This is a genomic window from Mycobacterium tuberculosis H37Rv, assembly GCF_000195955.2.
GTDB lineage: Bacteria > Actinomycetota > Actinomycetes > Mycobacteriales > Mycobacteriaceae > Mycobacterium > Mycobacterium tuberculosis.
Genome location: NC_000962.3, coordinates 3,026,874 through 3,052,018 on the forward strand (window position 1 = coordinate 3,026,874; position 25,145 = coordinate 3,052,018).

The following is a 25,145-nucleotide window of genomic DNA, read 5'->3' on the forward strand; positions in this document are numbered from 1 at the left end:
TCGGCGCCCAAGTAGGCTTGCCAGCAAATTCGCCGCCGCCCACGAACGGTCGGCGTCGAACGTGGCCCCGCGCTTTTGGCGTTGTGCAGCACAGCGGCAGCCAGGGTTGGCTGTTCAATCATTGCTGTCCGCTGATTTGAGGGACACTGGTTACGGCACCTCGGCGACAACCCCGAGAGGAGGCAACACCCATGGCTCGCGATCAAGGCGCAGACGAAGCGCGAGAATATGAGCCGGGGCAACCCGGCATGTACGAGCTTGAGTTCCCGGCGCCTCAGCTGTCGTCGTCCGACGGCCGTGGTCCGGTGTTGGTGCACGCTTTGGAAGGTTTCTCCGACGCCGGCCATGCGATCCGGCTGGCCGCCGCCCACCTCAAGGCGGCCCTGGACACAGAGCTGGTCGCGTCCTTCGCGATCGATGAACTACTGGACTACCGCTCGCGGCGGCCATTAATGACTTTCAAGACCGATCATTTCACCCACTCCGATGATCCTGAGCTAAGCCTGTATGCGCTGCGCGACAGCATCGGCACCCCATTTCTGCTGCTGGCGGGTTTGGAGCCGGACCTGAAGTGGGAGCGGTTCATCACCGCCGTCCGATTGCTGGCCGAGCGCCTGGGTGTACGGCAGACCATCGGCCTGGGCACCGTCCCGATGGCCGTTCCGCACACACGACCGATCACGATGACCGCTCATTCCAACAACCGGGAGCTGATCTCCGATTTTCAACCGTCGATCTCCGAAATCCAGGTCCCGGGTAGCGCTTCCAACCTACTGGAATACCGGATGGCCCAGCACGGTCATGAGGTCGTCGGGTTCACCGTGCACGTCCCGCACTATCTCACGCAGACCGACTATCCCGCGGCCGCCCAAGCGCTGCTCGAACAAGTGGCCAAGACCGGTTCTCTGCAGCTGCCGCTGGCCGTGCTAGCCGAAGCAGCCGCAGAGGTCCAGGCCAAGATCGACGAGCAGGTCCAGGCAAGCGCCGAAGTGGCTCAAGTGGTGGCGGCCCTTGAGCGCCAGTACGATGCCTTCATCGACGCTCAGGAGAACAGGTCGTTGCTAACGCGCGACGAAGATCTGCCGAGCGGCGACGAGCTCGGTGCCGAGTTTGAGCGGTTCCTGGCTCAGCAGGCCGAGAAGAAGTCCGACGACGACCCGACCTAACGCCGCGAAAGCGGCCCACAAAACGGCCCCAGTCGGCCCGACAACAAGATTGGCGAGGATGACCGAGCGGAAGCGAAATCTTCGGCCAGTGCGCGACGTGGCACCGCCTACGCTGCAGTTCCGCACCGTCCACGGTTATCGGCGGGCATTCCGGATCGCCGGTTCCGGGCCGGCGATTCTGCTTATCCACGGGATAGGTGACAATTCCACCACCTGGAATGGGGTGCACGCCAAGCTCGCCCAACGATTCACCGTCATCGCTCCGGATCTACTGGGCCACGGGCAATCCGACAAGCCGCGTGCCGACTATTCGGTTGCGGCTTACGCCAACGGCATGCGGGACCTCCTCAGCGTGCTCGACATCGAGCGGGTGACCATCGTGGGCCATTCGCTCGGCGGCGGGGTAGCAATGCAATTCGCCTACCAGTTCCCTCAGCTAGTCGACCGACTGATCCTGGTCAGCGCGGGCGGTGTCACCAAGGACGTCAACATCGTCTTCCGGTTGGCCTCGTTGCCCATGGGCAGCGAGGCTATGGCCTTGCTACGGTTGCCGCTGGTGCTGCCGGCAGTGCAAATCGCCGGGCGGATCGTGGGTAAGGCCATCGGTACCACCAGCTTGGGGCACGACCTGCCCAATGTGCTGCGCATTTTGGACGACCTGCCAGAGCCGACGGCTTCTGCGGCGTTCGGCCGCACCCTGCGGGCAGTGGTGGACTGGCGGGGGCAGATGGTCACCATGCTGGACCGATGCTATTTGACCGAAGCCATCCCGGTACAGATCATCTGGGGCACAAAGGATGTCGTGCTGCCAGTCCGTCACGCTCACATGGCGCATGCCGCCATGCCGGGCTCGCAATTGGAGATTTTCGAGGGCTCGGGACATTTCCCGTTTCACGACGACCCTGCGCGCTTCATCGACATCGTCGAACGCTTCATGGACACCACTGAGCCCGCCGAATACGACCAGGCCGCGCTGCGCGCGTTGCTTCGCCGGGGTGGCGGCGAAGCAACCGTCACCGGCTCGGCAGACACCCGTGTTGCAGTACTGAACGCCATCGGGTCCAACGAACGCAGCGCTACCTGATCACCACCGGGTCTGTTAGGGCTCTTCCCCAGGTCGTACAGTCGGGCCATGGCCATTGAGGTTTCGGTGTTGCGGGTTTTCACCGATTCAGACGGGAATTTCGGTAATCCGCTGGGGGTGATCAACGCCAGCAAGGTCGAACACCGCGACAGGCAGCAGCTGGCAGCCCAATCGGGCTACAGCGAAACCATATTCGTCGATCTTCCCAGCCCCGGCTCAACCACCGCACACGCCACCATCCATACTCCCCGCACCGAAATTCCGTTCGCCGGACACCCGACCGTGGGAGCGTCCTGGTGGCTGCGCGAGAGGGGGACGCCAATTAACACGCTGCAGGTGCCGGCCGGCATCGTCCAGGTGAGCTACCACGGTGATCTCACCGCCATCAGCGCCCGCTCGGAATGGGCACCCGAGTTCGCCATCCACGACCTGGATTCACTTGATGCGCTTGCCGCCGCCGACCCCGCCGACTTTCCGGACGACATCGCGCACTACCTCTGGACCTGGACCGACCGCTCCGCTGGCTCGCTGCGCGCCCGCATGTTTGCCGCCAACTTGGGCGTCACCGAAGACGAAGCGACCGGTGCCGCGGCCATCCGGATTACCGATTACCTCAGCCGTGACCTCACCATCACCCAGGGCAAAGGATCGTTGATCCACACCACCTGGAGTCCCGAGGGCTGGGTTCGGGTAGCCGGCCGAGTTGTCAGCGACGGTGTGGCACAACTCGACTGACGTAGAGCTCAGCGCTGCCGATGCAACACGGCGGCAAGGTGATCCTGCAGGGGTTGCCCGACCGCGCGCATCTGCAACGAGTACGAAAGCTCGTCGCCGTCGATGCGGTAGGAACGGTCAAGGGCGGTCACCTCTTTTGCGGTCGGGGCCAATCCGATCGACCCATCCGCGCGTGTGGACAATTCGAGTTCGATGACGTCACCGGTCACCGAATAGGTTCCAACCTCAATTTCGGTGATGCCGCTTGGATGGGCGAGAACGAGTTCAACGCAGCCCGGTCGGCAAACGCGGAGATACCCCGTCTCGGAATGCAGCGGCTTCCCGTCAGCTACCGCCCTGGTCTGCTGTGTGTACGTCAGAAACGGTTTACCCACATGGGCGAATACGACTTCCTCGAGGTATTCGAACGGCCGGATGGTGGGGTACTTGCCCGCACCGCGACCCGCCCAACTCCCCAGGAGGGGTGACAGCGCCTGCAGGGCAGGGGCCAGATCTCGGGTCATCGCCCGCTTGCGGGGGACAGGCATGCGGGAAGCCTAGCGCCGCGAGATCGGTCAGCTGTGGGCTGATAGGTTGCGGTGCGCGCGAAGCGCCTCAATCTCGCGCGCGAAATCGTCCGCGGAAGAAAACGACCGGTAGACCGACGCGAACCGTAGGTAGGCCACCTCGTCAAGCTCGCGCAACGGGCCCAGGATAGCCAGGCCGACATCGTGACTCGGAATCTCCGGCGACCCCGCGGCACGCACCGAATCCTCGACTTGCTGAGCCAGCAGGTTCAACGCATCGTCGTCGACCTGGCGTCCCTGGCACGCCCGGCGCACACCGCTGATCACCTTTTCCCTGCTGAAGGGTTCGGTAACGCCACTGCGCTTGACTACGGCCAGCACCGCGGTCTCTACGGTGGTGAATCGTCGTCCACATTCGGGGCACGACCTCCGGCGCCGGATCGCCTGGCCTTCATCGGTTTCCCGGGAATCGATCACCCGCGAATCGGGATGCCGGCAGAACGGGCAATGCATGGCCGCTCCTTTGCCGTCTTGACATCCGGGTATCACAGACGACTCCGAGCGTACCTGTGTGCTCCCGCGGGTAGCCACTGCAGTCACGACTGATGCGCATATTGCGTCGCGGTCACCCAGTAACGTTGACACAGAACGGTTTTCGCGGACACCGGGATGGCCTCAGCCAACCGGAGCGATCAGCGTCTGACCCACGGCCAATGCCGGTGTCTGCAGGCCGTTGAGTTCACGGATGCGGTCGGCAACCTGGCGGGTCGGAGCGTTCGGCGCCACCCGGACCGCCACGTCATACAGGGACTCCCCCGTTTCCACCCGTACCACGGCAAGCCTGTCGGGCACCCGACCGGTCGAATCGGCCGACCCGTCGGCCGAACCGCCGGTGATCATCTGCCCGAACTGCGCCACCAAACCAAGCCAGAGAGTAATCGCCGCGGCAAGCAGAGCCAGCCCCACCGTCGTGGCCGGCGGGACGGGCCTGCTGCCATGCCCAGTCCTCGACATCCCGACCCCGGTGCGGTGGTAGCGCAGCGGCGCACCCCCCGGCCTCGATCGGCCGGGCCTGCGCGATTGCGCCGGCTCAGCGCGGCGCCAGCGAGGTCCATCGAGCGGGCCCCGCAGATTGAGCGGATCGGGGGTATGCGGTGGCCGGACCGGTGTCATGTTCGCTCCTCCAACTCAGACGGTAATCGCTCGCGTGTTCGACACTGTAGTCACTCATGTGTTCGATATCCGAACATTTGATCGAAGCGTGTCGCACGCGCAAAACGGTAGACCACACCACCGACACGTTTCGGTTGGAGCCGGACTTCCGGCGCGAAGGCCCAGCCACTCCTCGTGCCCTCCCGCGACCGGAACACGCCTGTCGAACACATGTTTGATTCTTGGTGCGAATGCGACTACATTCATTGCCATGAACGACAGCAACGACACCTCGGTTGCCGGCGGAGCCGCTGGTGCGGACAGCCGGGTGCTGTCCGCAGATTCGGCGCTGACCGAGCGGCAACGCACTATTCTCGACGTCATCCGCGCGTCGGTCACTAGCCGCGGATATCCGCCGAGCATCCGGGAAATCGGCGACGCCGTTGGTCTGACGTCGACGTCTTCGGTGGCGCACCAGCTGCGCACCCTGGAGCGCAAGGGCTACCTACGCCGTGACCCGAACCGCCCCCGCGCCGTCAATGTGCGCGGTGCCGACGACGCCGCCCTACCGCCGGTGACCGAAGTGGCCGGCTCGGACGCCTTACCGGAACCCACCTTTGTCCCTGTCCTGGGACGTATCGCGGCCGGCGGCCCGATCCTTGCCGAGGAAGCCGTTGAAGACGTCTTCCCGCTGCCGCGTGAGCTGGTTGGCGAGGGCACCCTGTTCCTGCTCAAGGTGATCGGTGACTCGATGGTCGAAGCCGCGATCTGCGACGGTGACTGGGTGGTGGTGCGACAGCAGAACGTCGCCGACAACGGCGACATCGTTGCGGCCATGATCGACGGTGAGGCCACCGTCAAGACGTTCAAACGCGCCGGCGGTCAGGTGTGGTTGATGCCGCACAACCCGGCCTTCGATCCCATCCCGGGCAACGACGCGACGGTGCTGGGCAAGGTCGTCACGGTGATCCGCAAGGTCTGATGCTGATCCGCGTGCAGGCTGTCAATCCGCCCTAATGAAGCCGTTGACTTGTGCCACTTCTTCACTGGCGAACCAGAGTTCGGCCAGCGTGTCGTGGTATAGCGCACTGCCGGGTGGGTAATACAGGCCGAAGCTCACACTGGCTTTGACGGGATAGCCGTTCGGCATCTGGTATGGGTCCTCGAGCGGCAGATGAATTGCCGGGCGCACGCCCGCACTCGGCGGTTCCGGCGGTTCTGCGGCCGCGTGCCGCCCGCCTCTGTCTTCAGCTGCGGATACAGCCGCCGCCGGCAACCCAGTGTCAGCAAGATCGGCAGCGTGGACATCGGGCGGCACCGCTTCAGGCGCCACTGCTTCCGGAACAAAGGCTTGCGGAACGAAAGTCTCCGGAACCACTCGCTCAGGAACAATGAGATCGGGACCGACTTCGGAAAGGTCGGCCTGCGACACAACGGGTGTCGGCGTGGTGTCCACCGCATCGGTGTCTTCCTCCTCGACCCCGACGTTGCTGGGGCCGGACAGCAAGTCGCTGCCGTAGCCCTCCTCACCCGGAAGATGCTCGGCATCACCGACAGCCGCCCCGGCGCCGCGCGGCCAGCTGACCCGCGGTGTGGACCCGGCGTCCGGCGCCACAGGTTCCGGCGGGAACTGGTCGCCGAAACCGAAATGCTCTGAACCGAAGTCCTCGTCGGGCGGCCAGTCTCCATCAGCGGCGGTACCGTACTCGACATCCCCAGCGCGGTCATCGTCGTAAGCAGCGGCGTCGTACCCACGTCGACGCCGACGCAATCCGAACACCACCAACGCCACCATCACGACCAGGAGCACCCCCAGGGCGGCGGCCCCTAACCACCACCAATGCCAGGTGAACTTCTTGCCGGGTGGGGGCATCGCCGAAGTACTTGGCTGGTTCTGCCCTGACACCTGCAGACCGGACAGCAAGGGCGCTAGGTTAGCGGGATCCGTAGTGAATGTGTTTTTTGCACGGTTCCACGAAATCATGCCGCCGGTGAATTTCTGTGAGACAACATCGCCGTCGACGGTCTGGTCGCCGACCGGGGCGCCGAGCTTGCCGTTGGGGCCGCGCAGCTTGTCCCACGCGGCCACCATGGCTCCGCGCACGACGAACGCGCCGTGGTCCGGAGTCCAGAAAATCACCGGCTTGTCGGCCGCGGAGAACCTGACGATCCGGCTGGAGGGCCCAAAACCACCATCAGTTTCGTTGGCGATGGGGAAACCCAAGTCGCTGCTGACCGGTCCGCCCAGCGACTCGTACTTCGCCAGGATTTCACCCTCGACGGCGTTTGCACCGGTTGCCGGGCTGAAGAAGACCTTGCCACCGACGAAGTCCTGGGCGATACCGTCTCCGCCGATCGGGTACTGCCCACCCTTCTTGGCGCCCAGCGGACCTGCGGCACCACCTGCTGCGCGCCAGGCCATGTTGATCGCCGCGGAAGGATCGATCGCTACCTGCAAACCCTTCAGCTGCTCGGCCAGCACCGCCGGAACGGTGGTGAACTCCTTGGTTGCCCGGTTCCAGGAGACTTCACCACCGCTGAACTTCTGGGCGGTGACCTCGCCGTCGTAGGTTTCATCCCCGACCGGGGCACCCAGCACGCCACCCGAGCTGCCGAGCTTGTCCCACGCGGCATTCAGCGCGCCGCGCACGACGAACGCACCGTGTTCAGGCGTCCAGAAAATCACCGGGTTGTCGGCCGCGGAGAACGTGCTCACGCGACTGTCGGGTCCGGCAAGGCCGGGCACCTCGTTGATGGTCGGGAATCCCAGATCGCTGTCGGCTGCACCGCCCAGCGACTCGTATTTGTCCAGGAGCGGGCCGTAGAGGTATTTGGCACCGGTGGCCGGGGTGAAAAACATCTTGCCGCCGGCGAAGTCCAGGGCGAACCCGTCGCCTATCGGGTAAACGTCACCTTTCCGGACACCAAGTGTTGAAGTGTCACCACCCGCCTTCTCCCACGCGGCCATCATGGCGTCCTCGGCATCGCCCATCGGCGAAGCCGCCACCGTGGGCGCCAGCAACACGGCGGTCACCGCCGTGGCCGCCAAGCCGAGCAGCGTACGCCCGATCAGCGTGCTCAATTGACCTCTCTGCCCGTTCACCAAGCCTCCCAGCCGATGCCCTGCCTAGCCCGCCAGCCGGTGGATCTCCCACCGTGGGCCGGTCCCCGCTGCGGTCCGTATTGTCCCCGGGCTCGCATAACATTGCTCCAGCGAACGACGATTGCGAAGTCCAATCGCAAATATTACGAAAACGGATACCCAGCCGATGTCAAATTGATGCCGGGGCACGCTGCTGTGGTGAGCAACCGGGCTGCAGCCCGGGCCGGGTTTGCGTTACCGTGCCGGAAACGACAACCGGACTGATGCGGTGAGAGGAATCCCGGCTGACATGGGTGCTTCCGGCCTGGTCTGGACCCTCACCATCGTCCTGATCGCCGGCTTGATGTTGGTCGACTACGTCCTCCACGTACGCAAGACCCATGTACCGACGTTACGTCAGGCCGTCATCCAGTCGGCGACCTTCGTGGGGATAGCGATCCTGTTCGGCATCGCAGTGGTGGTGTTCGGCGGCTCAGAGCTGGCGGTCGAATATTTCGCCTGCTACCTGACCGACGAAGCCCTGTCGGTCGACAACCTGTTCGTATTTCTGGTCATCATCAGCAGCTTCGGGGTGCCTCGTCTCGCGCAACAAAAGGTGCTGTTGTTCGGTATCGCGTTTGCGCTCGTCACGCGCACCGGATTCATCTTCGTCGGCGCCGCGCTCATCGAGAACTTCAACTCGGCCTTTTACCTGTTCGGCCTGGTCCTACTGGTCATGGCGGGCAACCTCGCCAGACCCACCGGGCTAGAAAGCCGCGACGCCGAAACGCTCAAGAGGTCCGTCATTATCCGGCTAGCCGACCGCTTCTTGCGGACCTCACAGGACTACAACGGAGACCGGTTGTTCACGGTCTCGAACAACAAGCGAATGATGACCCCGTTGTTGCTGGTCATGATCGCCGTGGGTGGCACTGACATACTATTTGCGTTCGATTCGATTCCAGCACTTTTCGGCCTGACCCAAAACGTCTATCTGGTGTTCGCCGCCACCGCGTTCTCGCTGTTGGGCCTGCGCCAGCTGTACTTCTTGATCGACGGCCTGCTGGATCGGCTAGTCTATCTGTCTTACGGGTTGGCCGTGATTCTTGGCTTCATCGGCGTCAAACTGATGCTGGAAGCATTGCACGACAACAAGATTCCGTTCATCAACGGCGGCAAGCCGGTCCCGACCGTGGAGGTGAGCACCACCCAGTCGTTGACGGTGATCATCATCGTCCTGCTGATCACGACCGCGGCGTCGTTCTGGTCGGCGCGCGGACGGGCGCAGAACGCCATGGCGAGGGCCCGGCGGTATGCAACCGCATACCTCGACCTGCACTATGAGACCGAGTCGGCCGAACGCGACAAGATCTTTACCGCACTGCTGGCCGCTGAACGCCAGATCAACACTCTCCCAACGAAATACCGCATGCAGCCCGGACAGGACGACGACCTGATGACGCTGCTGTGCAGGGCCCATGCCGCGCGCGACGCGCACATGTGAGCCCGCGCTAGCTGAGGGCTAGCTGCGCCTAAACACCCAAGCCACGACCGATGATCTCTTTCATGATCTCGGTCGTGCCACCGTAAATCGTCTGTACCCGCGAATCGAGATAGGCCCGGGCGACTGGGTATTCGCGCATGTAGCCGTACCCACCGTGCAGCTGCAGACAGCGGTCGTTCAGATACACCTGCTTCTCGGTGGCATACCACTTGGCCATGGCGGCCTGCTCTGCCGTCAACTTCCCCGCCAGGTGCAGCTTAATGAATTCGTCGACCATGATGCGCACCACAGTGGCCTCGGTTGCCAGCTCGGCCAGCAAGAATCGGCTGTTCTGGAAGCTACCGATCGACCTGCCGAACGCCTTGCGCTCCTTGGCGTACTGCAGTGTCTGCTCCAGCACGGATTCCATCCCCGCGGCCGCCATGATGGCGATCGAGATCCGTTCTTGCGGCAGGTTCTGCATCAAGTAGATGAACCCCATCCCCTCCTGGCCGAGCAGGTTTTCGGCTGGAACCGCCACGTCGGTGAAGGACAGCTCGGCGGTGTCCTGGGCGTCCAACCCGATCTTGTCCAGCTGGCGGCCGCGTTCGAATCCAGCCATGCCGCGTTCGACGACCAACAAACTGAACCCTTGCGCACCCTTTTCGGGATCCGTCTGCGCCACCACGATCACTAGGTCTGAATTGATCCCGTTGGTGATGAACGTCTTTGACCCGTTTAGCACGTAATGATCACCGTGTTTGACGGCACGGGTGGTGATACCTTGCAGGTCACTACCGGTTCCGGGCTCGGTCATCGCGATCGCGGTGATCAATTCCCCGGTGCAGAAGTTGGGAAACCAGCGCCGCTTCTGCTCTTCGGTGGCCAGCGCCAGCAAGTACGGCGCCACGATGTCGTTGTGCAGGCCAAAACCGATCCCGCTGTACCGTCCGGCGCAGGTTTCCTCGGTGATGACCGTGTTGTACCGGAAGTCCGCGTTACCCCCACCGCCATACTCCTCGGGCACCGCCATGCCCAGAAATCCCTGCTTGCCGGCCTCCAGCCACACGCCGCGGTCGACGATCTTGGTCTTTTCCCATTCATCGTGATAGGGCGCGACGTGGCGATCGAGGAACGCCCGGTAAGACTCGCGAAACAACTCATGTTCGGGTTCGAAAAGTGTGCGCTGGTACTTGGTGGCACTGCCCATGGATGCCCTCCGGGGAAGAAAATTCTGGTGCCCAACAATACCAACCGGGCGGTTGGTCGGCAGGTAGCCGGGGCGCGCCAGCCGCTGCGAGCGTAACGCCACGGCGAGCTTGCGTGCACCGAATTCGCCGTGGCGTTACGCTCGCGGCGCAAACTCGCGCAAGGTGGCAGCCAGCGCCTCCGGGACACGGGCCTTGATCCGGGTGCCCTCGGGCTTGTGCTCCGCCTGCTGTATCCGCCCATCGGCGTGCACACGGGCCACCAGGTCGCCGCGGTCGTACGGGATCACCACGTCGACGGCGGTGTCGGCGGGCACAACCAGCTCGGCCATCCGCCGTCGGAGCGCATCGATACCGTCGCCGGTGCGGGCGGAAACGAACACCGCGCCGGGCAGCCCGTGCCGCAGCTTGGCCAGCATCAGGTCGCTAGCGACGTCAACCTTGTTCACTACCAGCAGCTCGGGCGGCGGATCGCCGTCATGGTCGGCGATCACCTCGGAGATCACCTGACGGACCGCGTCGATCTGGGCTAGCGGGTGGCCGTCGGATCCGTCCACGACGTGGACCAATAGATCGGCGTGCACGACCTCCTCCAGCGTGGAGCGAAACGCCTCGACCAACTGGGTGGGCAGGTGCCGCACAAAGCCGACGGTGTCGGTGAGCACGACTGGCCTACCGTCACCGAACTCCGCGCGCCTGGTGGTGGGTTCCAGGGTGGCAAACAGCGCGTCCTGTACCAGCACCCCGGCCCCGGTCAGCGCGTTGAGCAGGCTGGACTTACCCGCGTTGGTGTAGCCGACAATCGCGATCGACGGCACGTCACTGTGCCGGCGACGGCTGCGCTGGGTGTCGCGGACCTGTTTCATGGCCCTGATGTCGCGCCGTAACTTGGCCATCCGCTCGCGGATGCGGCGTCGGTCAGTCTCGATCTTGGTCTCACCGGGACCGCGCAGACCCACCCCGCCACCACTGCCACCGGCGCGACCGCCCGCCTGCCGTGACATCGACTCACCCCAGCCGCGCAGCCGCGGCAGCATGTACTCCATCTGAGCCAGCGACACCTGGGCTTTGCCCTCCCTGCTGGTGGCATGCTGGGCAAAGATGTCGAGGATCAGCGCGGTGCGGTCAATAACCTTAACCTGCACAGCCTTTTCCAAGGCGGTCAACTGCGCCGGCGACAGTTCGCCGTCGCAGATGACGGTGTCGGCGCCGGTCGCCACGATCACTTCGCGGAGTTCGGCCGCTTTGCCCGAGCCGATGTAGGTCGACGGGTCGGGCTTGTCGCGACGCTGGATGAGTCCTTCGAGCACCTGGGAGCCGGCGGTTTCGGCCAATGCCGCCAGCTCGGCCAGGCTTGCCCGGTTGTCAGCCGCGCTGCCCTCGGTCCACACTCCCACCAACACCACCCGCTCCAGGCGCAGCTGGCGGTACTCCACCTCGGAGACGTCGGCAAGCTCGGTCGACAACCCGGCAACCCGGCGCAGCGCCGATCTGTCCTCGAGTGCGAGCTCACCGAGGCTCGGTGTGAAGTCCGAAAGGCCCGTCTGGGGCGGATCTGGATATGTCATAGCCAGTACCCGATGGTGGCACGTGGCAGCTGGCCGCGCATCTGAATTTGCCGGCATAAGCCGCTGCCTGGGATCACCCCATCGCGTTCCACCAATCGTCAGCGAGATCTCCGCGGGCCACCAACACTGACGGCCCACGCAGGAAGCTGGTGGCATCGGTGACGGTAACCACGACCTCTCCGCCCGGCACGTGCACGGTGAGCGTTCCGGTCGGCGAGCCCACCGCCGCCAACGCGGCGACCGCGGCCGCAACCGTCCCGGTGCCACACGAGCGGGTTTCCCCCACGCCGCGTTCGTGAACCCGCATCCAGACCGCCCCGTCGACCGGCGCGGTGAGTACCTCGACATTGACCCCGTCGGGGAACTGCGCACCATCGAAACTCACCGGCGCACCCACGTCCAATGCCGCCAGGCCGTCGACGGTCAGCTGGGAATCCACGCACGCCAGATGCGGGTTACCCACATCGACGGCCAGGCCGTGAAACCGCCTGCCACCAACAACAGCCTCCCCTGCGCCCAATCTGTTGGCCTTGCCCATGTCGACGGAGACGTCGGCGTAGGCCGCCTCGACGTGGTGGCAGGTGACTGGTCGCGGTCCGGCCAGTGACCCTACGACGAACTCGTCGCGAACCTCCAGGCCACTGGCACGCAAGTAGTGCGCGAACACTCGCACACCGTTGCCGCACATCTGGGCTGCCGACCCGTCGGCGTTGCGGTAATCCATGTACCAGTCGGTCACGCGGACACCCTCGGGCAGGCTGTCCAGCACTCCTACCGCCTGGGCGGCTCCGGCGGTCGTAACCCGCAACACCCCGTCGGCGCCCAGCCCCTTCCGCCGGTCGCACAATGCCGCCACCCGGGCAGCGGTGAGCACCAACTCGGCGTCGACGTCAGGCAGCAACACGAAGTCGTTCTGGGTACCGTGGCCCTTCGCGAAGATCATCTGCGCCACTCCTCAATCACCAGATCAGGTTACGTGCCGCCATAACCGCACGGCGTCGTCGACCAGTCGTGCGCGGTCCGGTGAGCTGGCCACACCGGCGTCGAGCCAGTGCACCCGGTGGTCTCGGCGAAACCAGGACCGCTGCCGTCGCACGTAGCGGCGGGTGCCCAGGTACGTCTGCTCCCGCGCGGCGCGCATCATGTCAGCTCCAGCACCGGCGTCCAGAGCGGCTATTACCTGCGCGTAGCCCAGCGCGCGTGACGCGGTGACCCCCTCGCGCAGACCATTGCGGAGCAGAGTGCGTACCTCTTCAACCAGGCCCTGATCAAACATCAGGTCGGTGCGACGGGCCAACCGCTCGTCGAGAATCGTTGTCTGACAGTCCAACCCGACGATAACCGTGTCCCACCGCGGCGCACCGATGCGTGGCGCGGACGCGGCAAATGGCTGCCCGGTGAGTTCGACCACCTCGAGCGCCCGCACCGTGCGCCGGGCATCTGTGGGCAGGATTGCCGCGGCTGCAGCCGGGTCTCGGCGGGCTAACTCGGCGTGCAGCCGATCCACCCCGACCTCGGCCAGACGCCGCTCCCATCTCGCGCGTACTGAAGGATCGGTTGCGGGAAACGACCAGTCGTCGAGCAGGGATTGGACATACAGCATCGAGCCGCCCACCACGACCGGCACCGCTCCCCGGGCTGCGATCGCCTCGATGTCCGCCGCGGCGGCCCGCTGGTAGCGCGCCACGGTCGCGGTTTCGGTGACATCCAGGACATCGAGTTGATGATGCGGGATGCCACGGCGCTCGCTGACGGGCAGCTTCGCCGTCCCGATGTCCATGCCGCGATACAGCTGCATCGCGTCGGCGTTCACGATCTCCACGCTCACCCTGGCGCCGAGCCGCGCGGCGACGTCGAGCGCCAACTGGGACTTGCCGGCGCCCGTCGGTCCGATAATCGCCAACGGTCTCACGGCTGCCAGACACCGGCGAAATACCCCACGCCGTGTGGCGCTCCTCGGTAGAACTCCTTGGCCGATCGCGGTCCTGGCTCGGCCAGGCCGGCCAGCACCTGAAATGCCACCCGCCCAAGCACCTGTGCGGGCAGCCGGGTCAAGACGGCGAGGTCGCCGCTGGCCAACGCGTCGTCGAGAGCCCGCTGCATACCGGCGCCGTCGGGGTCATAGCCGCCGGGAGCGCGGGGCGTCAGGGTGTTCAGGCCGTCGGCGACGACTAGTACCCCGATCGGATCGGGCTCCCGGTCGATGTCGGCTCGCAGTTGCCTGCCACGTGCCACCGCGGCATCGGAACCGTGGTCGCTGGCATAGACGTGGACCTGTGCCCTGGCCTCAGGCCGGGCCTGGCCCCGTACCCAGGCGGTAAGTAGCGCACACAGGGGTAATTCCACCGGAACGGCAACTCCGTCACCGTCCTGCGGCGCGAGCCCGACTCGCACGTCGGCGCCGAAGCCCGCAAAGGTGCCGACGTCGGTGGGGCGCACGACGTCGTCGGCGCGCCCGGTTCCGACAGCAATCCAGCTTTTCGGCAACAAGGAGGCCGCCGCGATCACCGCGGCCCCCAAATCGGCCAGCTCGGCAGCGGCGGCTCCGGCCAGTTCGGGAACCAACACCGGCGCGGACGGAACGATCCCGATGGCGCTCAACACAACACAAAGCTAACGCCTTGGCGGGCGGATTCGGCCTCGTGGAGCAACGGCTGCAAAGAGACCGTGCTGAGAGGCCGACACTGTCCCGCGCTCATTGGCCAGAGACGGTCAACGAACCGCAAGCTGGCCCGCGGCCCCCAATTCGCCGGCGGAAACCGTCATCATCGCGACCTCGTCACGGGCCAAGGCTACGGTCGCGACAACCACCACCACTACCGCTGCCACCAGCGCGACCAGGGCCACCCGGCCGGTGTGCAGCACCTCATCGAGCACGGTGATCCCCAGCACCGAAGCGATCACCGGCCTCGCCACGGTGATCGTCGGCAACGAGGCGGTTAGCGCGCCCACCCGCAACGACGACTGCTGAAGCATCAGCCCGATCGGTAGAACCAGGATCCAGGCATACAACGCGGGGGTCCGGATCAGTGTCGCGAACCCCTCGCCGAGCTCCGTCACGACCCCTTTGGTCAGCACGGTGAATACCGCCAACGTTGCCGACGACGCCACCGCCAGCAGCACCGCGGACAGCGAACCCGAGGCAATCCGTGCACCAACCACACAAAGCACCACCGCCGGAACAACCACGACAGCAACCACCGCCCAGGTCGAGAAGGGGGCCCGAGTAGTGCCGGCCGCCGGGTTGCCCGACATGACGATGACGGCCACCGCGCCGGCCAGCAATACCGCCCACATCCACTCCCTGGGAGTACAGCGGTGATGAGTCAACCGAGCATCGATCAGCAGCGCGAACAACAGTGCGGTGGCCTGCAGCGACTGCACCAACACCACCGAACCCATCGTCAGCGCAATGGCCTGCAGGGTGAAACTGGCGACTGCGGCCAGGCTGCCCAGCCACCACAGAGCGTGACGCAAAGAGAGGTGGAACAACGTGAAATGGCCGACATATTCTTCAGCGGTGACCTGTCGCGCGGACCGCTGAAGTGTCACATACCCGATCCCGGCCAGCAACGCGGCGCCCAGCGCCAGAATGGTCGCGAATTCGACGCTGGCCATAGGTGACCTCCCACCGACATTCGGCCCGGAAGCTGACTGATACATCTCGATTTAAGCAGTTGTTCAATGATGATGAACTGGCGCCAGACAAATATCACAACAAAACGTTGCGCGCAGACGCGTGCTTCGTCATCGGCTTCGGAATTCTGCGGCATATTCGCTGCGCCGGGATTGATGAGGAATTGCCATCATGGTGGCTCGGCCCCAAGTGCGGTCGGCGGGTCGGCCGTGCAATTGACCGTTGCTTACGGCCCTCAGCGCTTCCACGGGAGGTGCGCGAGTAACAGCTCGGTTCGGCCCCTTACTACCGGCGGCAGCTGGACCCCGACCTCGATCAGCTCTACGGATGGCGGAAAAGCACAGGGCCATGACACCCACGATCGGCAAATATCGCGACGAACAGTCTGTCAAGCGGCCTCAATACTTGCTTCAATACTGTTGGAAACGGTGGCAGGACCGGGTGAGGGCATCGGGCCGACCACATCGGTGCCGCTTCGCGCGGCAGATGCGCGGCATACGCGCGAAGGGTTGCAAGGTAGGTGACAAGCGCATGACGGCCGACGAGCCCCGCAGCGACGATTCGTCCGGGTCGGCCCCCCAACCGGCTGCCACGCCGGTGCCCCGCCCGGGACCGCGTCCCGGCCCCCGGCCGGTGCCGCGACCCACCTCCTACCCGGTGGGTGCGCACCCTCCCAGCGACCCGCACCGTTTCGGCCGTATCGACGACGACGGCACGGTGTGGCTGGTCAGTGCGAGCGGCGAGCGTATCGTCGGCTCCTGGCAGGCCGGCGATCCCGAAGCCGCGTTTGCCCATTTCGGCAGGCGATTCGATGACCTGAGCACCGAAATCATGCTGATGGACGAGCGGTTGGCGTCCGGCACCGGCGACGCACGCAAGATCAAAGCCCATGCGATCGCGCTGGCCGAAACGTTGCCGACGGCATGCGTGCTGGGCGATGTCGACGCGCTGGCAGACCGGTTGACAAGCATTCGTGATCGCGCGGAGGTCATCGCTGCCGCCGACCGCTCCAGACGCGAGGAACATCGAGCCGCCCAGACCGCCCGTAAAGAGGCGCTGGCCGCCGAAGCCGAGGAGCTGGCCGCCAACGCGACACAATGGAAGGTCGCCGGTGACCGGCTGCGGGCAATCCTCGATGAATGGAAGACGATTAGCGGTGTGGACCGCAAGGTCGATGACGCGCTGTGGAAGCGCTACTCGACGGCCCGCGATACGTTCAACCGGCGGCGAGGGTCCCACTTCGCCGAATTGGACCGTGAGCGATCCGGCGTCCGGCAAAGCAAGGAACGGCTTTGTGAACGGGCCGAGGAGTTGTCCGAGTCGACGGACTGGACCGCCACCAGCGCGGAGTTCCGCAAGCTGCTCGCCGACTGGAAAGCGGCGGGACGCGCGAGCAAGGATGTGGACGACGCCCTGTGGCGTCGCTTCAAGGCCGCGCAGGACTCCTTCTTCACGGCTCGCAATGCCGCCACCGCCGAGAAGGAGGCCGAGTTGCGAGCCAATGCCGACGCCAAGGAGGCGCTGCTGGCCGAAGCGGAGCGGCTCGACACGACAAACCACGAGGCCGCTCGAGCAGCGCTGCGGTCGATCGCCGAGAAGTGGGACGCGATCGGCAAGGTGTCGCGGGAGCGGGCCGCGGAGCTGGAGCGGCGACTACGCGCGGTCGAGAAAAAGGTGCGAGAAGCCGGCGAAGCGGATTGGTCCGACCCGCAGGCGCGGGCCCGCGCCGAGCAGTTCCGCGCCCGGGCCGAGCAGTTTGAACACCAGGCCGAGAAGGCAGCAGCGGCCGGTCGCACCAAGGAAGCCGACGAGGCGAAGGCGAACGCCGAACAATGGCGGCAGTGGGCCGAGGCAGCCGCCGACGCGTTGACCCGACGCCCCTAACGGTCGGTGCCGCGGTCGGGCGTTGTCCCGGCCTCGGAGTCCGTTTGCACGTGGTCCAGCAGCGTCTTGCACTGTTGTTGCGCGACGACGCGGCGACGCCGCTCCTCGGCTGCGAGCTGCACGATGGTGCGCGACCACACCACCTGGGCCCAGTGGAATGTCAACACGATCGCGGTGATCCAGGCGACGATGAGCCCGATACCGGGGCCGGGATGACCGGCGGCGACCGTCTGACGCGACCATACGGCCAGCAGCCCGGTACCGCTGGCCATCGCCGAACCCGCCAGCGCCACCCAAGCCAGCGCCCACCGCCGGGTGAGCAACGCCAGCATCGAGAAGCCAACGCCGAACACCAGCGCCAACCAGGCGAATACCCGCGAGGGCAGCGCGACGGCGGCCCTGCCGGCGCCGTGGCTGCTGAACAACACATCCCAGCCGCGCACGCTTCCGGTATGCGGCAGGATAAACGACCCCAACAGCACGAACACCAGGATTGCGACAACCAAAGCCCTCGCGCCTGGCTCGATTTCGCGCGCAACGCGGCGTTCTGCCGCCTCGATCTCAGCGCGGAGGGCGTCGAGATCCCCGGCGTCGTGTTCGTGGCTCATCATCTGCATCCTCCGGGCTTGGCCGCGCTGACCGGCAGCCCGACCCCAGGCATGCCCAGGCCGACGGCGCGCCCCGGCTGCCCGGCGGTGTGCGCGTCGCCGGCGCGGGTGCGGCGGTGGGTCAGGACGCCGGCGTCGGCGATGAGGTGGTGCGGCGCCGCTTCGGTGACCTTCGTGGTGATGACGTCGCCGGGACGCACGCGCGGCTGGCCGGCGGTGAAGTGCACCAGGCGCCCGTCGCGCGCCCGCCCGCTCATGCGCGCCGTGACGGTGTCCTTGCGCCCTTCCCCGGTGGCCACCAGCACCTCGACGGCCTGCCCGACCAGGGCGCGGTTGGCTTCCAGCGAGATTTGCTCCTGCAGCGCGATCAGGCGTTCATAGCGTTCCTGCACAACGGCTTTCGGCAGCTGTCCGTCGAGTTGCGCGGCCGGTGTCCCGGGCCGCTTGGAGTATTGGAAGGTAAATGCGGCCGCGAAGCGGGCCCGGCGCACCACGTCGAGCGTGGCCGCGAAGTCCTCTTCGGTCTCCCCGGGGAAACCGACGATCAGATCGGTGGTAATCGCGGCATGCGGGATGGCCGCCCGCACGCGCTCGATGATGCCGAGGTAGCGCTCGGCACGATAGGACCGCCGCATCGCGCGCAGGATCCGGTCGGATCCGGACTGTAGCGGCATGTGCAGCGCGGGGCAGACGTTGCGCGTCTGCGCCATCGCCTCGATGACGTCGTCGGTGAATTCGGCCGGGTGTGGGGAGGTGAACCGGACCCGCTCCAGCCCGTCGATGTCTCCGCAGGCCCGCAGCAACTCGGCGAAAGCTCCCCGATTACGGGGCAATGCGGGGTCGGCGAACGAGACGCCGTAGGCGTTGACGTTTTGGCCGAGCAGGGTGACTTCGAGCACACCGTCGTTCACCAAGGACCGCACCTCGGCCAGGATGTCTGCCGGGCTGCGGTCGACCTCCCTACCCCGCAGCGACGGGACGATGCAGAACGTGCAGCTGTTGTTGCAGCCCACCGAGATGGAAACCCACGCGGCATAGGCAGATTCGCGGGAGCTGGGCAGCGACGACGGGAACTGTTGCAGCGCCTCGGCGATTTCGACCTGGGCGACCTTGTTGTGCCGGGCGCGCTCCAGCAGCGTGGGCAAAGACCCGATGTTGTGGGTGCCGAAGACAACGTCTACCCACGGCGCCCTGCGCAGCACGGCGTCGCGGTCTTTTTGCGCCAGGCAGCCACCGACCGCGATTTGCATGTCGGGATTGGCGCGCTTGCGCGGGGCCAGATGGCTGAGGTTGCCGTACAGCCTGTTGTCGGCGTTCTCGCGGACGGCGCAGGTGTTGAACACCACGACGTCGGCCTCGGAACCGTCGGTCGCCCTCCGGTAGCCGGCCGCTTCCAGCAGACCCGCCAGCCGCTCGGAGTCGTGGACGTTCATCTGACAGCCGTAGGTGCGGACCTGATAGGTGCGCGCTGGCGCTCGCCGCACGGGCGGCCCGGCGCCCTCGCCGGTCACCCCCGCGGCGGCATCGTGCGCCACCATCGAAGTCACGGGGCCATGGTACGGCGGCTGGGCGGCTCGCGGCCCAGCGGATGGTGTCGCCTCGTCGCAGCATCGGGCTAGCGGGGACGCGCTCGACACGGTGGCCGATCACGGCTTCGCTGCACACCGGCTCGAAGAAGTCGGCCACGCGCATGAGGTAGTCGCGTCGTCACCGACACTATGGCTCGCTTGCCTCTAAAGCATCGCTTATGCCACAGACCAGACTTGTCGGAGCCGCTGTCTAGCATCGGGGACCGGGTGCTCGGCGCGGACAAACGTCATGAAGGGAATCGATAATGTCGGATCGCTCAGCGATCGAATGGACGGGGGCAACCTGGAACCCGGTCACCGGATGCGACCGTGTATCGCCGGGATGTGACCACTGCTACGCAATGACGTTAGCGAAGCGGCTAAAGGCGATGGGCTCCGACAAGTATCAAACCGATGGTGACCCCAGAACCTCCGGTCCGGGATTTGGCGTCACCATCCATCCCCGCAGTCTTGACGAGCCGTTCCGGTGGCGAAGCCCCCGCACAGTGTTCGTGAACTCGATGGCGGACCTATTTCACGCCAGGGTGGCGCTCTGGTTCATTAGGGAAGTGTTCGAGGTGATGCGAGCCACACCACAGCACACTTACCAGATCTTGACCAAGCGCAGCCTGCGACTGCGTCGCCTCGCTCACAAGCTGGAGTGGCCCTCGAACGTTTGGATGGGGGTGTCGGTGGAAAATGTCGACGCCTTCCGCCGTATCGAGGACCTACGACAGGTGCCCGCAGCAGTAAGGTTCCTCTCCTGCGAGCCATTACTCGGGCCCCTGGACGGAATAAATCTAGGTTCGATTGATTGGGTTATCGCCGGAGGCGAATCTGGTCCAAATTTCCGCCCGATCGATCCACAATGGGTTCGCCATATTCGCGATACCTGTACTGCCGCTGATGTCCCATTCTTCTTCAAGCAATGGGGCGGTAGAACACCAAAGGCATTTGGACGTGAACTCGACGGACGTTGTTGGGATGAAATGCCGCTTATTGAGATTAGAAACCCGGATCCTCGGACCACCAGCCGCGTGCACGCGGATCCCATGTTGGCGACGGCGCCCACAGAATCTGCCCAGCGTTCGAATCCTGGACAGCTAGTTCGCCAACGCTGAATAATCCCATCTCGCCACGGTCCTCGGACTCCTTCTGCTGTTTCGCGCTCTTGGCTTGCCGCATCATCTCTGGCTCCTTTTGAGCCGCCCGGTTGTACAGGTGGCACATGATCGCATCTCCGGCCCAGTGATCGGTCGCGAACACCATGTCAAAGATTGTGACCTTATTGTGCATCTGCATGGGAATACGATGCGAATACTTGTATCCCAGCTCATACTCCAGCTTGACGCGCATGAGATTAACCATCTCGGCACGGTAGGCAGGCGCAGTTAGATGGTGGCGCCATCGCGCTGCCTGTATCCGCTTCCAATCCGCGTCTCCGTACATGCGGGTGACCTGCTCGATAAACAGTTCCGCGTTCGTGCCCTTCACGCCCCGCGCGATCATGGTGGGTGACATCAACATCCATAGTTCGGTCTTGAGGTTACGAGGGTTCTGGCGAAAGGCGGCGACCTTATTGATCGTTTCCCAATGGACTTCAGCGGCCTGTTGGTCGATGAAAGCGAAGGTGGGCGCCCACCGCCAAGGGCCTAGTTCGGCAAGTGTTTCATCGATTGTTACGTTGGAATCGCCGGCCACAACGCGGTACCTACCGTCACCGGGAAAGCGGGTCCGAAGGGCGACGTCCAATTCAGAGGCAAGCGGGTTAAGCTCGCAAAACCGGAGCCGCGTGAAAGGTGGATCGGCTTTCATAGCGATAAGAGAAGAGCCATCAAATTTCTCTCCCATGTCGCGGTCTATGTTCTCGGGCTGGCCCGCCATCAAGTCGAGGTAAATTCGTTCACGAGAAGTCTGACTAGCCCTGTTGAAGGCCGGGAGGTACCCGGCAAGTATCTCCAGTTTGTTTCGCGTCCAATATGACCATTCTCTAGCCATCGAATCCCTTTAGACGCGTCGGCGCTCCCGCTCGGCGGCCAGCTCGGCGATAACCACCTCGCACGCCAAGGTCTGGCCGTACCCACGGCGCGCCAACATCGCCACCAGCCTGCGGCTCACCCGCGCTTCGTCGGTGCCGTCGTCGATCAGCACCTCCCGCCGCAGCCTGGCCCGTACCAGCTTTTCCGCCCGCCCCCGTTCGGCACCGGCGTCGATGCCCCCGAGCACCGTGGTGATCACGTCGTCGTCGACGCCCTTGGCGTGCAGCTCGGCAGCCAACGCGCGCTTGCTCTTTGCTGCGTTCGCCCGCCTGGACTGAACCCATTGTTCGGCGAAGTCGGTGTCATCCACCAGGCCAACGGCGGCCAGCCGATCCAATACCCGGTTGCCGATGTCTTCGGGGTAGCCGCGCTTGGCCAGCTGGCCGGCTAACTCGGCGCGGGTGCGGGATCGCGCGGTGAGCAGGCGCAGGCACAGTGCCCGCGCCTGCTCTTCGCGCTCAGAAGTCGACGGGGGCGGGCAGGACACCGTCATTTGAGGGATCATCGGTCACCACGGCACCAATGCCAAGCTTTTCCTTGATCTTCTTCTCGATCTCGTCAGCCACGTCGGCGTTCTCCACCAAGAAGTTGCGGGCATTCTCCTTGCCCTGGCCGAGCTGCTCGCCCTCGTAGGTGAACCAGGCACCCGACTTGCGGATGAGGCCCTGATCCACACCCATGTCGATCAGCGAGCCCTCCCTGCTGATTCCCTTGCCGTAGAGGATGTCGAACTCGGCCTGCTTGAAGGGGGGCGAACAGTTGTGCACGACAACCCCTTCGGCGACGAGGGTGTGCAGTTCCTCGACCTCGAGGTCGAACGTTCGTGCCCGCCGCGTTGGCAGCACTTCTCGGATCACGGAATAGCGGAGTTCTTCCGCCAGCATGTCGTGCAGGAATTTGTCATCCAGGGCATCCGCGAGCGCCTGCACGCGATCCCGACGAAGGCGGCTGGCACCTAAGACCTGCTTCATTCCACCGCGGGGGTCCCCGGAAGCTACACCGATCATGGCCGCGGCCTCCTGCGCGGTCACGCCGCGCTCGTCCAGATAATTCAGCACGGCATCGGTCATCTCTGCAGCCAGATATGTCGCTTGCGATCCACGACGCCGCCCCTGCGTGGCTTCTGGAATCGCCTGGATAAGCGCGGCACCGCGCGGCCCCCACATGGGAACTGACTCCGCGAATGCCGTGACGTTATCCATACCCGAGATCCGGACCTCGAACACTTGACGTTTGCTCTGGATCCGTCGACCGTTGACGATGCTCGGCCGCTTCTGGGTCGGATCGTAATCTCGAACGGTGCTCCCGACACCGAACCGCAGCAGCAGCCAATGAATCTGATGCGCGAGTTGTTCAGAGGTCGTCGTGTAACCGACCCGAAGTGCCCCGGTCTGTTCCCGGCTCACCCACCCGTCGCTTTCGAACAGGCCGAAGAGCAGATTGCCGACAATGTCGGCCGCGATGTCCGGCTCGAAGAACCAATTCGGAATCGTCTTCTCCCACGCGAGCTTGCCGTAGATACCGGCCTGCTGACAAAGGTCTGCCACACCGTTGCGCTCACCGGGTCGATGAGCGATCGCGAGTGAGATACGCCCCTGCGGATGGGCCGCGCAACCGAGCGTCGCAGCGATTCGCGTCACGTCGTCAATGAGCGCCCGCTGAACATTGATGAAGTTGATCGGAGTCTTGCCCCCCACCCAACCATCCCTGCCATCTCCGATCAGGTAGCCAAGCAGCCGGGCATGATCCGCCGGAATCGGCGCACTGTCACCGAATCCATCGAAGCGTCGCGGTTGCGCCACCCTGTCTCCCTTGCGGAGTTCCCCGGCGGCACGCCAGCCGTACTCTGTCAGCACCTTGTGATCGGGTGTCGCCCACACGATGGCGCCACCGGCGATCCGCAACCCGATCACATCCCGCGTTCCCTGGTCGAACCAGGACACCACGGGCCGCGCATGCAGCGTTCCGTCCTTGGCAGCAGCCACGACATGAATAGGCTTGCGCCCATCGACAACATCCTCGATGCGATGCGTTGTACCGGTGACCGGATCGAAGATCCGAGTGCCCTCTGCGAGGCACTTGTTCTTGACGACCTTGACCCGGGTGCGGTTGCCGACCGCGTTGGTACCGTCCTTGAGCGTCTCGACTCGCCGCACGTCCATGCGCACCGACGCGTAGAACTTCAACGCCTTTCCGCCCGTTGTCGTCTCGGGCGACCCGAACATCACTCCGATCTTGTCGCGGAGCTGGTTGATGAAGATCGCCGTGGTGCCCGAATTATTCAGCGCGCCGGTCATTTTCCGCAGCGCCTGGCTCATCAGCCGGGCCTGCAGCCCGACGTGGCTGTCGCCCATCTCGCCTTCGAGCTCCGCGCGCGGCACCAGCGCCGCCACCGAGTCGATCACCACGATGTCAAGCGCACCCGAGCGGATCAGCATGTCGGCGATCTCGAGTGCCTGTTCCCCGGTGTCCGGCTGGCTGACCAGCAGCGAATCGGTGTCGACACCGAGCTTCTTGGCATAGTCCGGATCCAGCGCGTGCTCGGCGTCGATGAACGCCGCAACACCACCGGCGGCCTGAGCGTTGGCCACCGCGTGCAGCGCCACGGTGGTCTTACCCGACGACTCCGGGCCGTATATCTCTATCACCCGGCCACGCGGCAGGCCGCCAATGCCCAGGGCCACGTCTAGTGCGATGGATCCGGTCGGAATGACCGAAATCGGCTGACGCGCCTCGTCGCCGAGGCGCATCACCGAACCTTTGCCGTAACTCTTCTCGATCTGGGCCACTGCCAGCTCGAGCGCCTTTTCCCGATCGGGGGTCTGCGTCATGGTGCCTCTCCTGTGGTCGGTGTTCGATTGACCGGTATCGGTCGGTTGGCCGTGACACTAGAGACAGCCACTGACAAGTCGGCTGCTCCGAATGATCACCACAGTAGCCGAACACCTGTTCGATTCAAGTGTGACACGCCGCGTGTGGCAACATCGCGTCCGCGCTCGTCGGCGCGTCGAACGCCCTGGCGGCGGTGCGGCCCGACTTGCGTGCGCGGCTGGTCCGGATCACCGACGATCTGCTCAACACCGCTAGCCTGGCCGGATCCGGCGTGCTCACCGGCCCGGATCTGACCTTTCGGCGTCGCAGCTGCTGCCTGTTCTACCGGGTACCCGCCGGAGGCAAGTGCGGCGATTGCCCGCTTTGACGAATGTGCAACCTCACCACCGATCGTGGGGAACGTCGAAGTCGGCGCACAATGCCCGCCAGACGTCGCGGGGCTCGACACCGTCCTCGATGGCCTGGGCGGCGCTACGGCCGTCGAAGCCGGTCAGCACGTGATCGAGCAGCACCGACGAGCCATAAGCCGCCCCGAAATGCAGGGCTACCCGCTCGTGGAACTCCGTCAGCCGCACGCCAGCCAACATACCCAG

General features: G+C 64.9%; 25 protein-coding genes. 9 read left to right on the top strand and 16 right to left on the bottom strand.

The window, feature by feature from the left end:
* Positions 1-191: 191 nt before the first annotated feature.
* The 3 genes from Rv2714 to Rv2716 are packed head-to-tail and all read left to right on the top strand — an operon-like array spanning position 192 to position 2,985.
* The gene (locus Rv2714; RefSeq protein ID NP_217230.1) at positions 192-1,166 is read left to right on the top strand and encodes a hypothetical protein; all 975 of its coding nucleotides are present in this window, start codon (positions 192-194) and stop codon (positions 1,164-1,166) included.
* 58 nt (positions 1,167-1,224) lie between these two features.
* Positions 1,225-2,250: a hydrolase gene (locus Rv2715; protein ID NP_217231.1), complete on the top strand. Its 1,026-nt coding sequence runs from the start codon at positions 1,225-1,227 to the stop codon at positions 2,248-2,250.
* Positions 2,251-2,298: 48 nt separating this feature from the next.
* A complete protein-coding gene (locus Rv2716; protein NP_217232.1) occupies positions 2,299-2,985 on the top strand; it encodes a hypothetical protein in 687 nt (228 codons plus the stop codon).
* Between the two features lie 8 nt (positions 2,986-2,993).
* On the opposite strand, the gene Rv2717c is transcribed toward Rv2716, so the two are convergent.
* From Rv2717c to Rv2719c, 3 genes are all read right to left on the bottom strand, one after another.
* Positions 2,994-3,488 (bottom strand): hypothetical protein, encoded by a 495-nt coding sequence (locus tag Rv2717c; RefSeq protein ID NP_217233.1) that lies wholly within the window; start codon positions 3,486-3,488, stop codon positions 2,994-2,996.
* Positions 3,489-3,539: 51 nt separating this feature from the next.
* On the bottom strand, positions 3,540-4,004 hold the full coding sequence (nrdR, locus tag Rv2718c; RefSeq protein ID NP_217234.1) for a transcriptional regulator NrdR: 465 nt from the start codon (positions 4,002-4,004) through the stop codon (positions 3,540-3,542).
* 162 nt (positions 4,005-4,166) lie between these two features.
* Entirely contained in the window at positions 4,167-4,664 is a 498-nt protein-coding gene (locus Rv2719c) for a membrane protein (RefSeq protein NP_217235.1), read from the bottom strand.
* A gap of 250 nt (positions 4,665-4,914) precedes the next feature.
* On the opposite strand from Rv2719c, the gene lexA reads away from it, so the two are divergent.
* The gene (gene lexA, locus Rv2720) at positions 4,915-5,625 is read left to right on the top strand and encodes a repressor LexA (protein NP_217236.2); all 711 of its coding nucleotides are present in this window, start codon (positions 4,915-4,917) and stop codon (positions 5,623-5,625) included.
* A gap of 21 nt (positions 5,626-5,646) precedes the next feature.
* Here the strand turns inward: lexA and Rv2721c are convergent, their stop codons facing one another.
* Entirely contained in the window at positions 5,647-7,746 is a 2,100-nt protein-coding gene (locus Rv2721c) for a hypothetical protein (RefSeq protein NP_217237.1), read from the bottom strand.
* Between the two features lie 15 nt (positions 7,747-7,761).
* Between Rv2721c and Rv2722 the strand changes: the two genes are divergently transcribed.
* Both Rv2722 and Rv2723 read left to right on the top strand, forming a co-directional pair.
* Positions 7,762-8,010: a hypothetical protein gene (locus Rv2722; RefSeq protein ID NP_217238.1), complete on the top strand. Its 249-nt coding sequence runs from the start codon at positions 7,762-7,764 to the stop codon at positions 8,008-8,010.
* Positions 8,011-8,035: 25 nt separating this feature from the next.
* Positions 8,036-9,229: an integral membrane protein gene (locus tag Rv2723; RefSeq protein ID NP_217239.1), complete on the top strand. Its 1,194-nt coding sequence runs from the start codon at positions 8,036-8,038 to the stop codon at positions 9,227-9,229.
* A 28-nt stretch (positions 9,230-9,257) separates the two neighbouring features.
* Here the strand turns inward: Rv2723 and fadE20 are convergent, their stop codons facing one another.
* The 6 genes from fadE20 to Rv2729c all read right to left on the bottom strand — a co-directional run bounded on the left by fadE20 (position 9,258) and on the right by Rv2729c (position 15,602).
* Positions 9,258-10,418: an acyl-CoA dehydrogenase FadE20 gene (gene fadE20, locus Rv2724c; RefSeq protein ID NP_217240.1), complete on the bottom strand. Its 1,161-nt coding sequence runs from the start codon at positions 10,416-10,418 to the stop codon at positions 9,258-9,260.
* 135 nt (positions 10,419-10,553) lie between these two features.
* Complete coding sequence (gene hflX / locus Rv2725c) at positions 10,554-12,041, bottom strand: GTP-binding protein HflX (protein ID NP_217241.1); 1,488 nt, start codon at positions 12,039-12,041, stop codon at positions 10,554-10,556.
* Positions 12,042-12,057: 16 nt separating this feature from the next.
* The gene (gene dapF, locus Rv2726c; RefSeq protein ID NP_217242.1) at positions 12,058-12,927 is read right to left on the bottom strand and encodes a diaminopimelate epimerase; all 870 of its coding nucleotides are present in this window, start codon (positions 12,925-12,927) and stop codon (positions 12,058-12,060) included.
* A 24-nt stretch (positions 12,928-12,951) separates the two neighbouring features.
* On the bottom strand, positions 12,952-13,896 hold the full coding sequence (gene miaA / locus Rv2727c; protein ID NP_217243.1) for a tRNA delta(2)-isopentenylpyrophosphate transferase: 945 nt from the start codon (positions 13,894-13,896) through the stop codon (positions 12,952-12,954).
* On the bottom strand, positions 13,893-14,588 hold the full coding sequence (locus tag Rv2728c; RefSeq protein NP_217244.1) for a hypothetical protein: 696 nt from the start codon (positions 14,586-14,588) through the stop codon (positions 13,893-13,895). Before Rv2728c ends, miaA begins: the two co-directional genes overlap by 4 nt.
* A 108-nt stretch (positions 14,589-14,696) precedes the next feature.
* On the bottom strand, positions 14,697-15,602 hold the full coding sequence (locus tag Rv2729c; protein NP_217245.1) for an integral membrane protein: 906 nt from the start codon (positions 15,600-15,602) through the stop codon (positions 14,697-14,699).
* 66 nt (positions 15,603-15,668) lie between these two features.
* Between Rv2729c and Rv2730 the strand changes: the two genes are divergently transcribed.
* Entirely contained in the window at positions 15,669-16,145 is a 477-nt protein-coding gene (locus Rv2730; RefSeq protein NP_217246.1) for a hypothetical protein, read from the top strand.
* Positions 16,146-16,152: 7 nt separating this feature from the next.
* Entirely contained in the window at positions 16,153-17,505 is a 1,353-nt protein-coding gene (locus tag Rv2731) for a hypothetical protein (RefSeq protein NP_217247.1), read from the top strand.
* On the opposite strand, the gene Rv2732c is transcribed toward Rv2731, so the two are convergent.
* Both Rv2732c and Rv2733c read right to left on the bottom strand, forming a co-directional pair.
* A complete protein-coding gene (locus tag Rv2732c) occupies positions 17,502-18,116 on the bottom strand; it encodes a transmembrane protein (protein ID NP_217248.1) in 615 nt (204 codons plus the stop codon). The two genes, Rv2731 and Rv2732c, sit on opposite strands and share 4 nt — an antisense overlap.
* Positions 18,113-19,651: a (dimethylallyl)adenosine tRNA methylthiotransferase gene (locus tag Rv2733c; RefSeq protein NP_217249.1), complete on the bottom strand. Its 1,539-nt coding sequence runs from the start codon at positions 19,649-19,651 to the stop codon at positions 18,113-18,115. Before Rv2733c ends, Rv2732c begins: the two co-directional genes overlap by 4 nt.
* A 296-nt stretch (positions 19,652-19,947) precedes the next feature.
* Here Rv2733c and Rv2734 point away from each other — a divergent pair, with 296 nt between their 5' ends.
* On the top strand, positions 19,948-20,802 hold the full coding sequence (locus Rv2734; protein ID NP_217250.1) for a hypothetical protein: 855 nt from the start codon (positions 19,948-19,950) through the stop codon (positions 20,800-20,802).
* Here Rv2734 and Rv2735c read toward each other — a convergent pair.
* From Rv2735c to Rv2738c, 4 genes are all read right to left on the bottom strand, one after another.
* Positions 20,687-21,679 (bottom strand): hypothetical protein, encoded by a 993-nt coding sequence (locus tag Rv2735c; RefSeq protein ID NP_217251.1) that lies wholly within the window; start codon positions 21,677-21,679, stop codon positions 20,687-20,689. The genes Rv2734 and Rv2735c overlap by 116 nt on opposite strands.
* Before the next feature lie 9 nt (positions 21,680-21,688).
* The gene (gene recX, locus Rv2736c; protein ID NP_217252.1) at positions 21,689-22,213 is read right to left on the bottom strand and encodes a regulatory protein RecX; all 525 of its coding nucleotides are present in this window, start codon (positions 22,211-22,213) and stop codon (positions 21,689-21,691) included.
* Positions 22,179-24,551, bottom strand: coding sequence for a recombinase A (recA, locus tag Rv2737c; protein ID NP_217253.1), 2,373 nt, complete (start codon positions 24,549-24,551; stop codon positions 22,179-22,181). The genes recX and recA overlap by 35 nt, the downstream gene beginning before the upstream one ends.
* A gap of 381 nt (positions 24,552-24,932) precedes the next feature.
* Positions 24,933-25,139, bottom strand: a complete 207-nt coding sequence (locus tag Rv2738c; protein ID NP_217254.1) for a hypothetical protein — start codon at positions 25,137-25,139, stop codon at positions 24,933-24,935.
* Between the last annotated feature and the right edge of the window lie 6 nt (positions 25,140-25,145).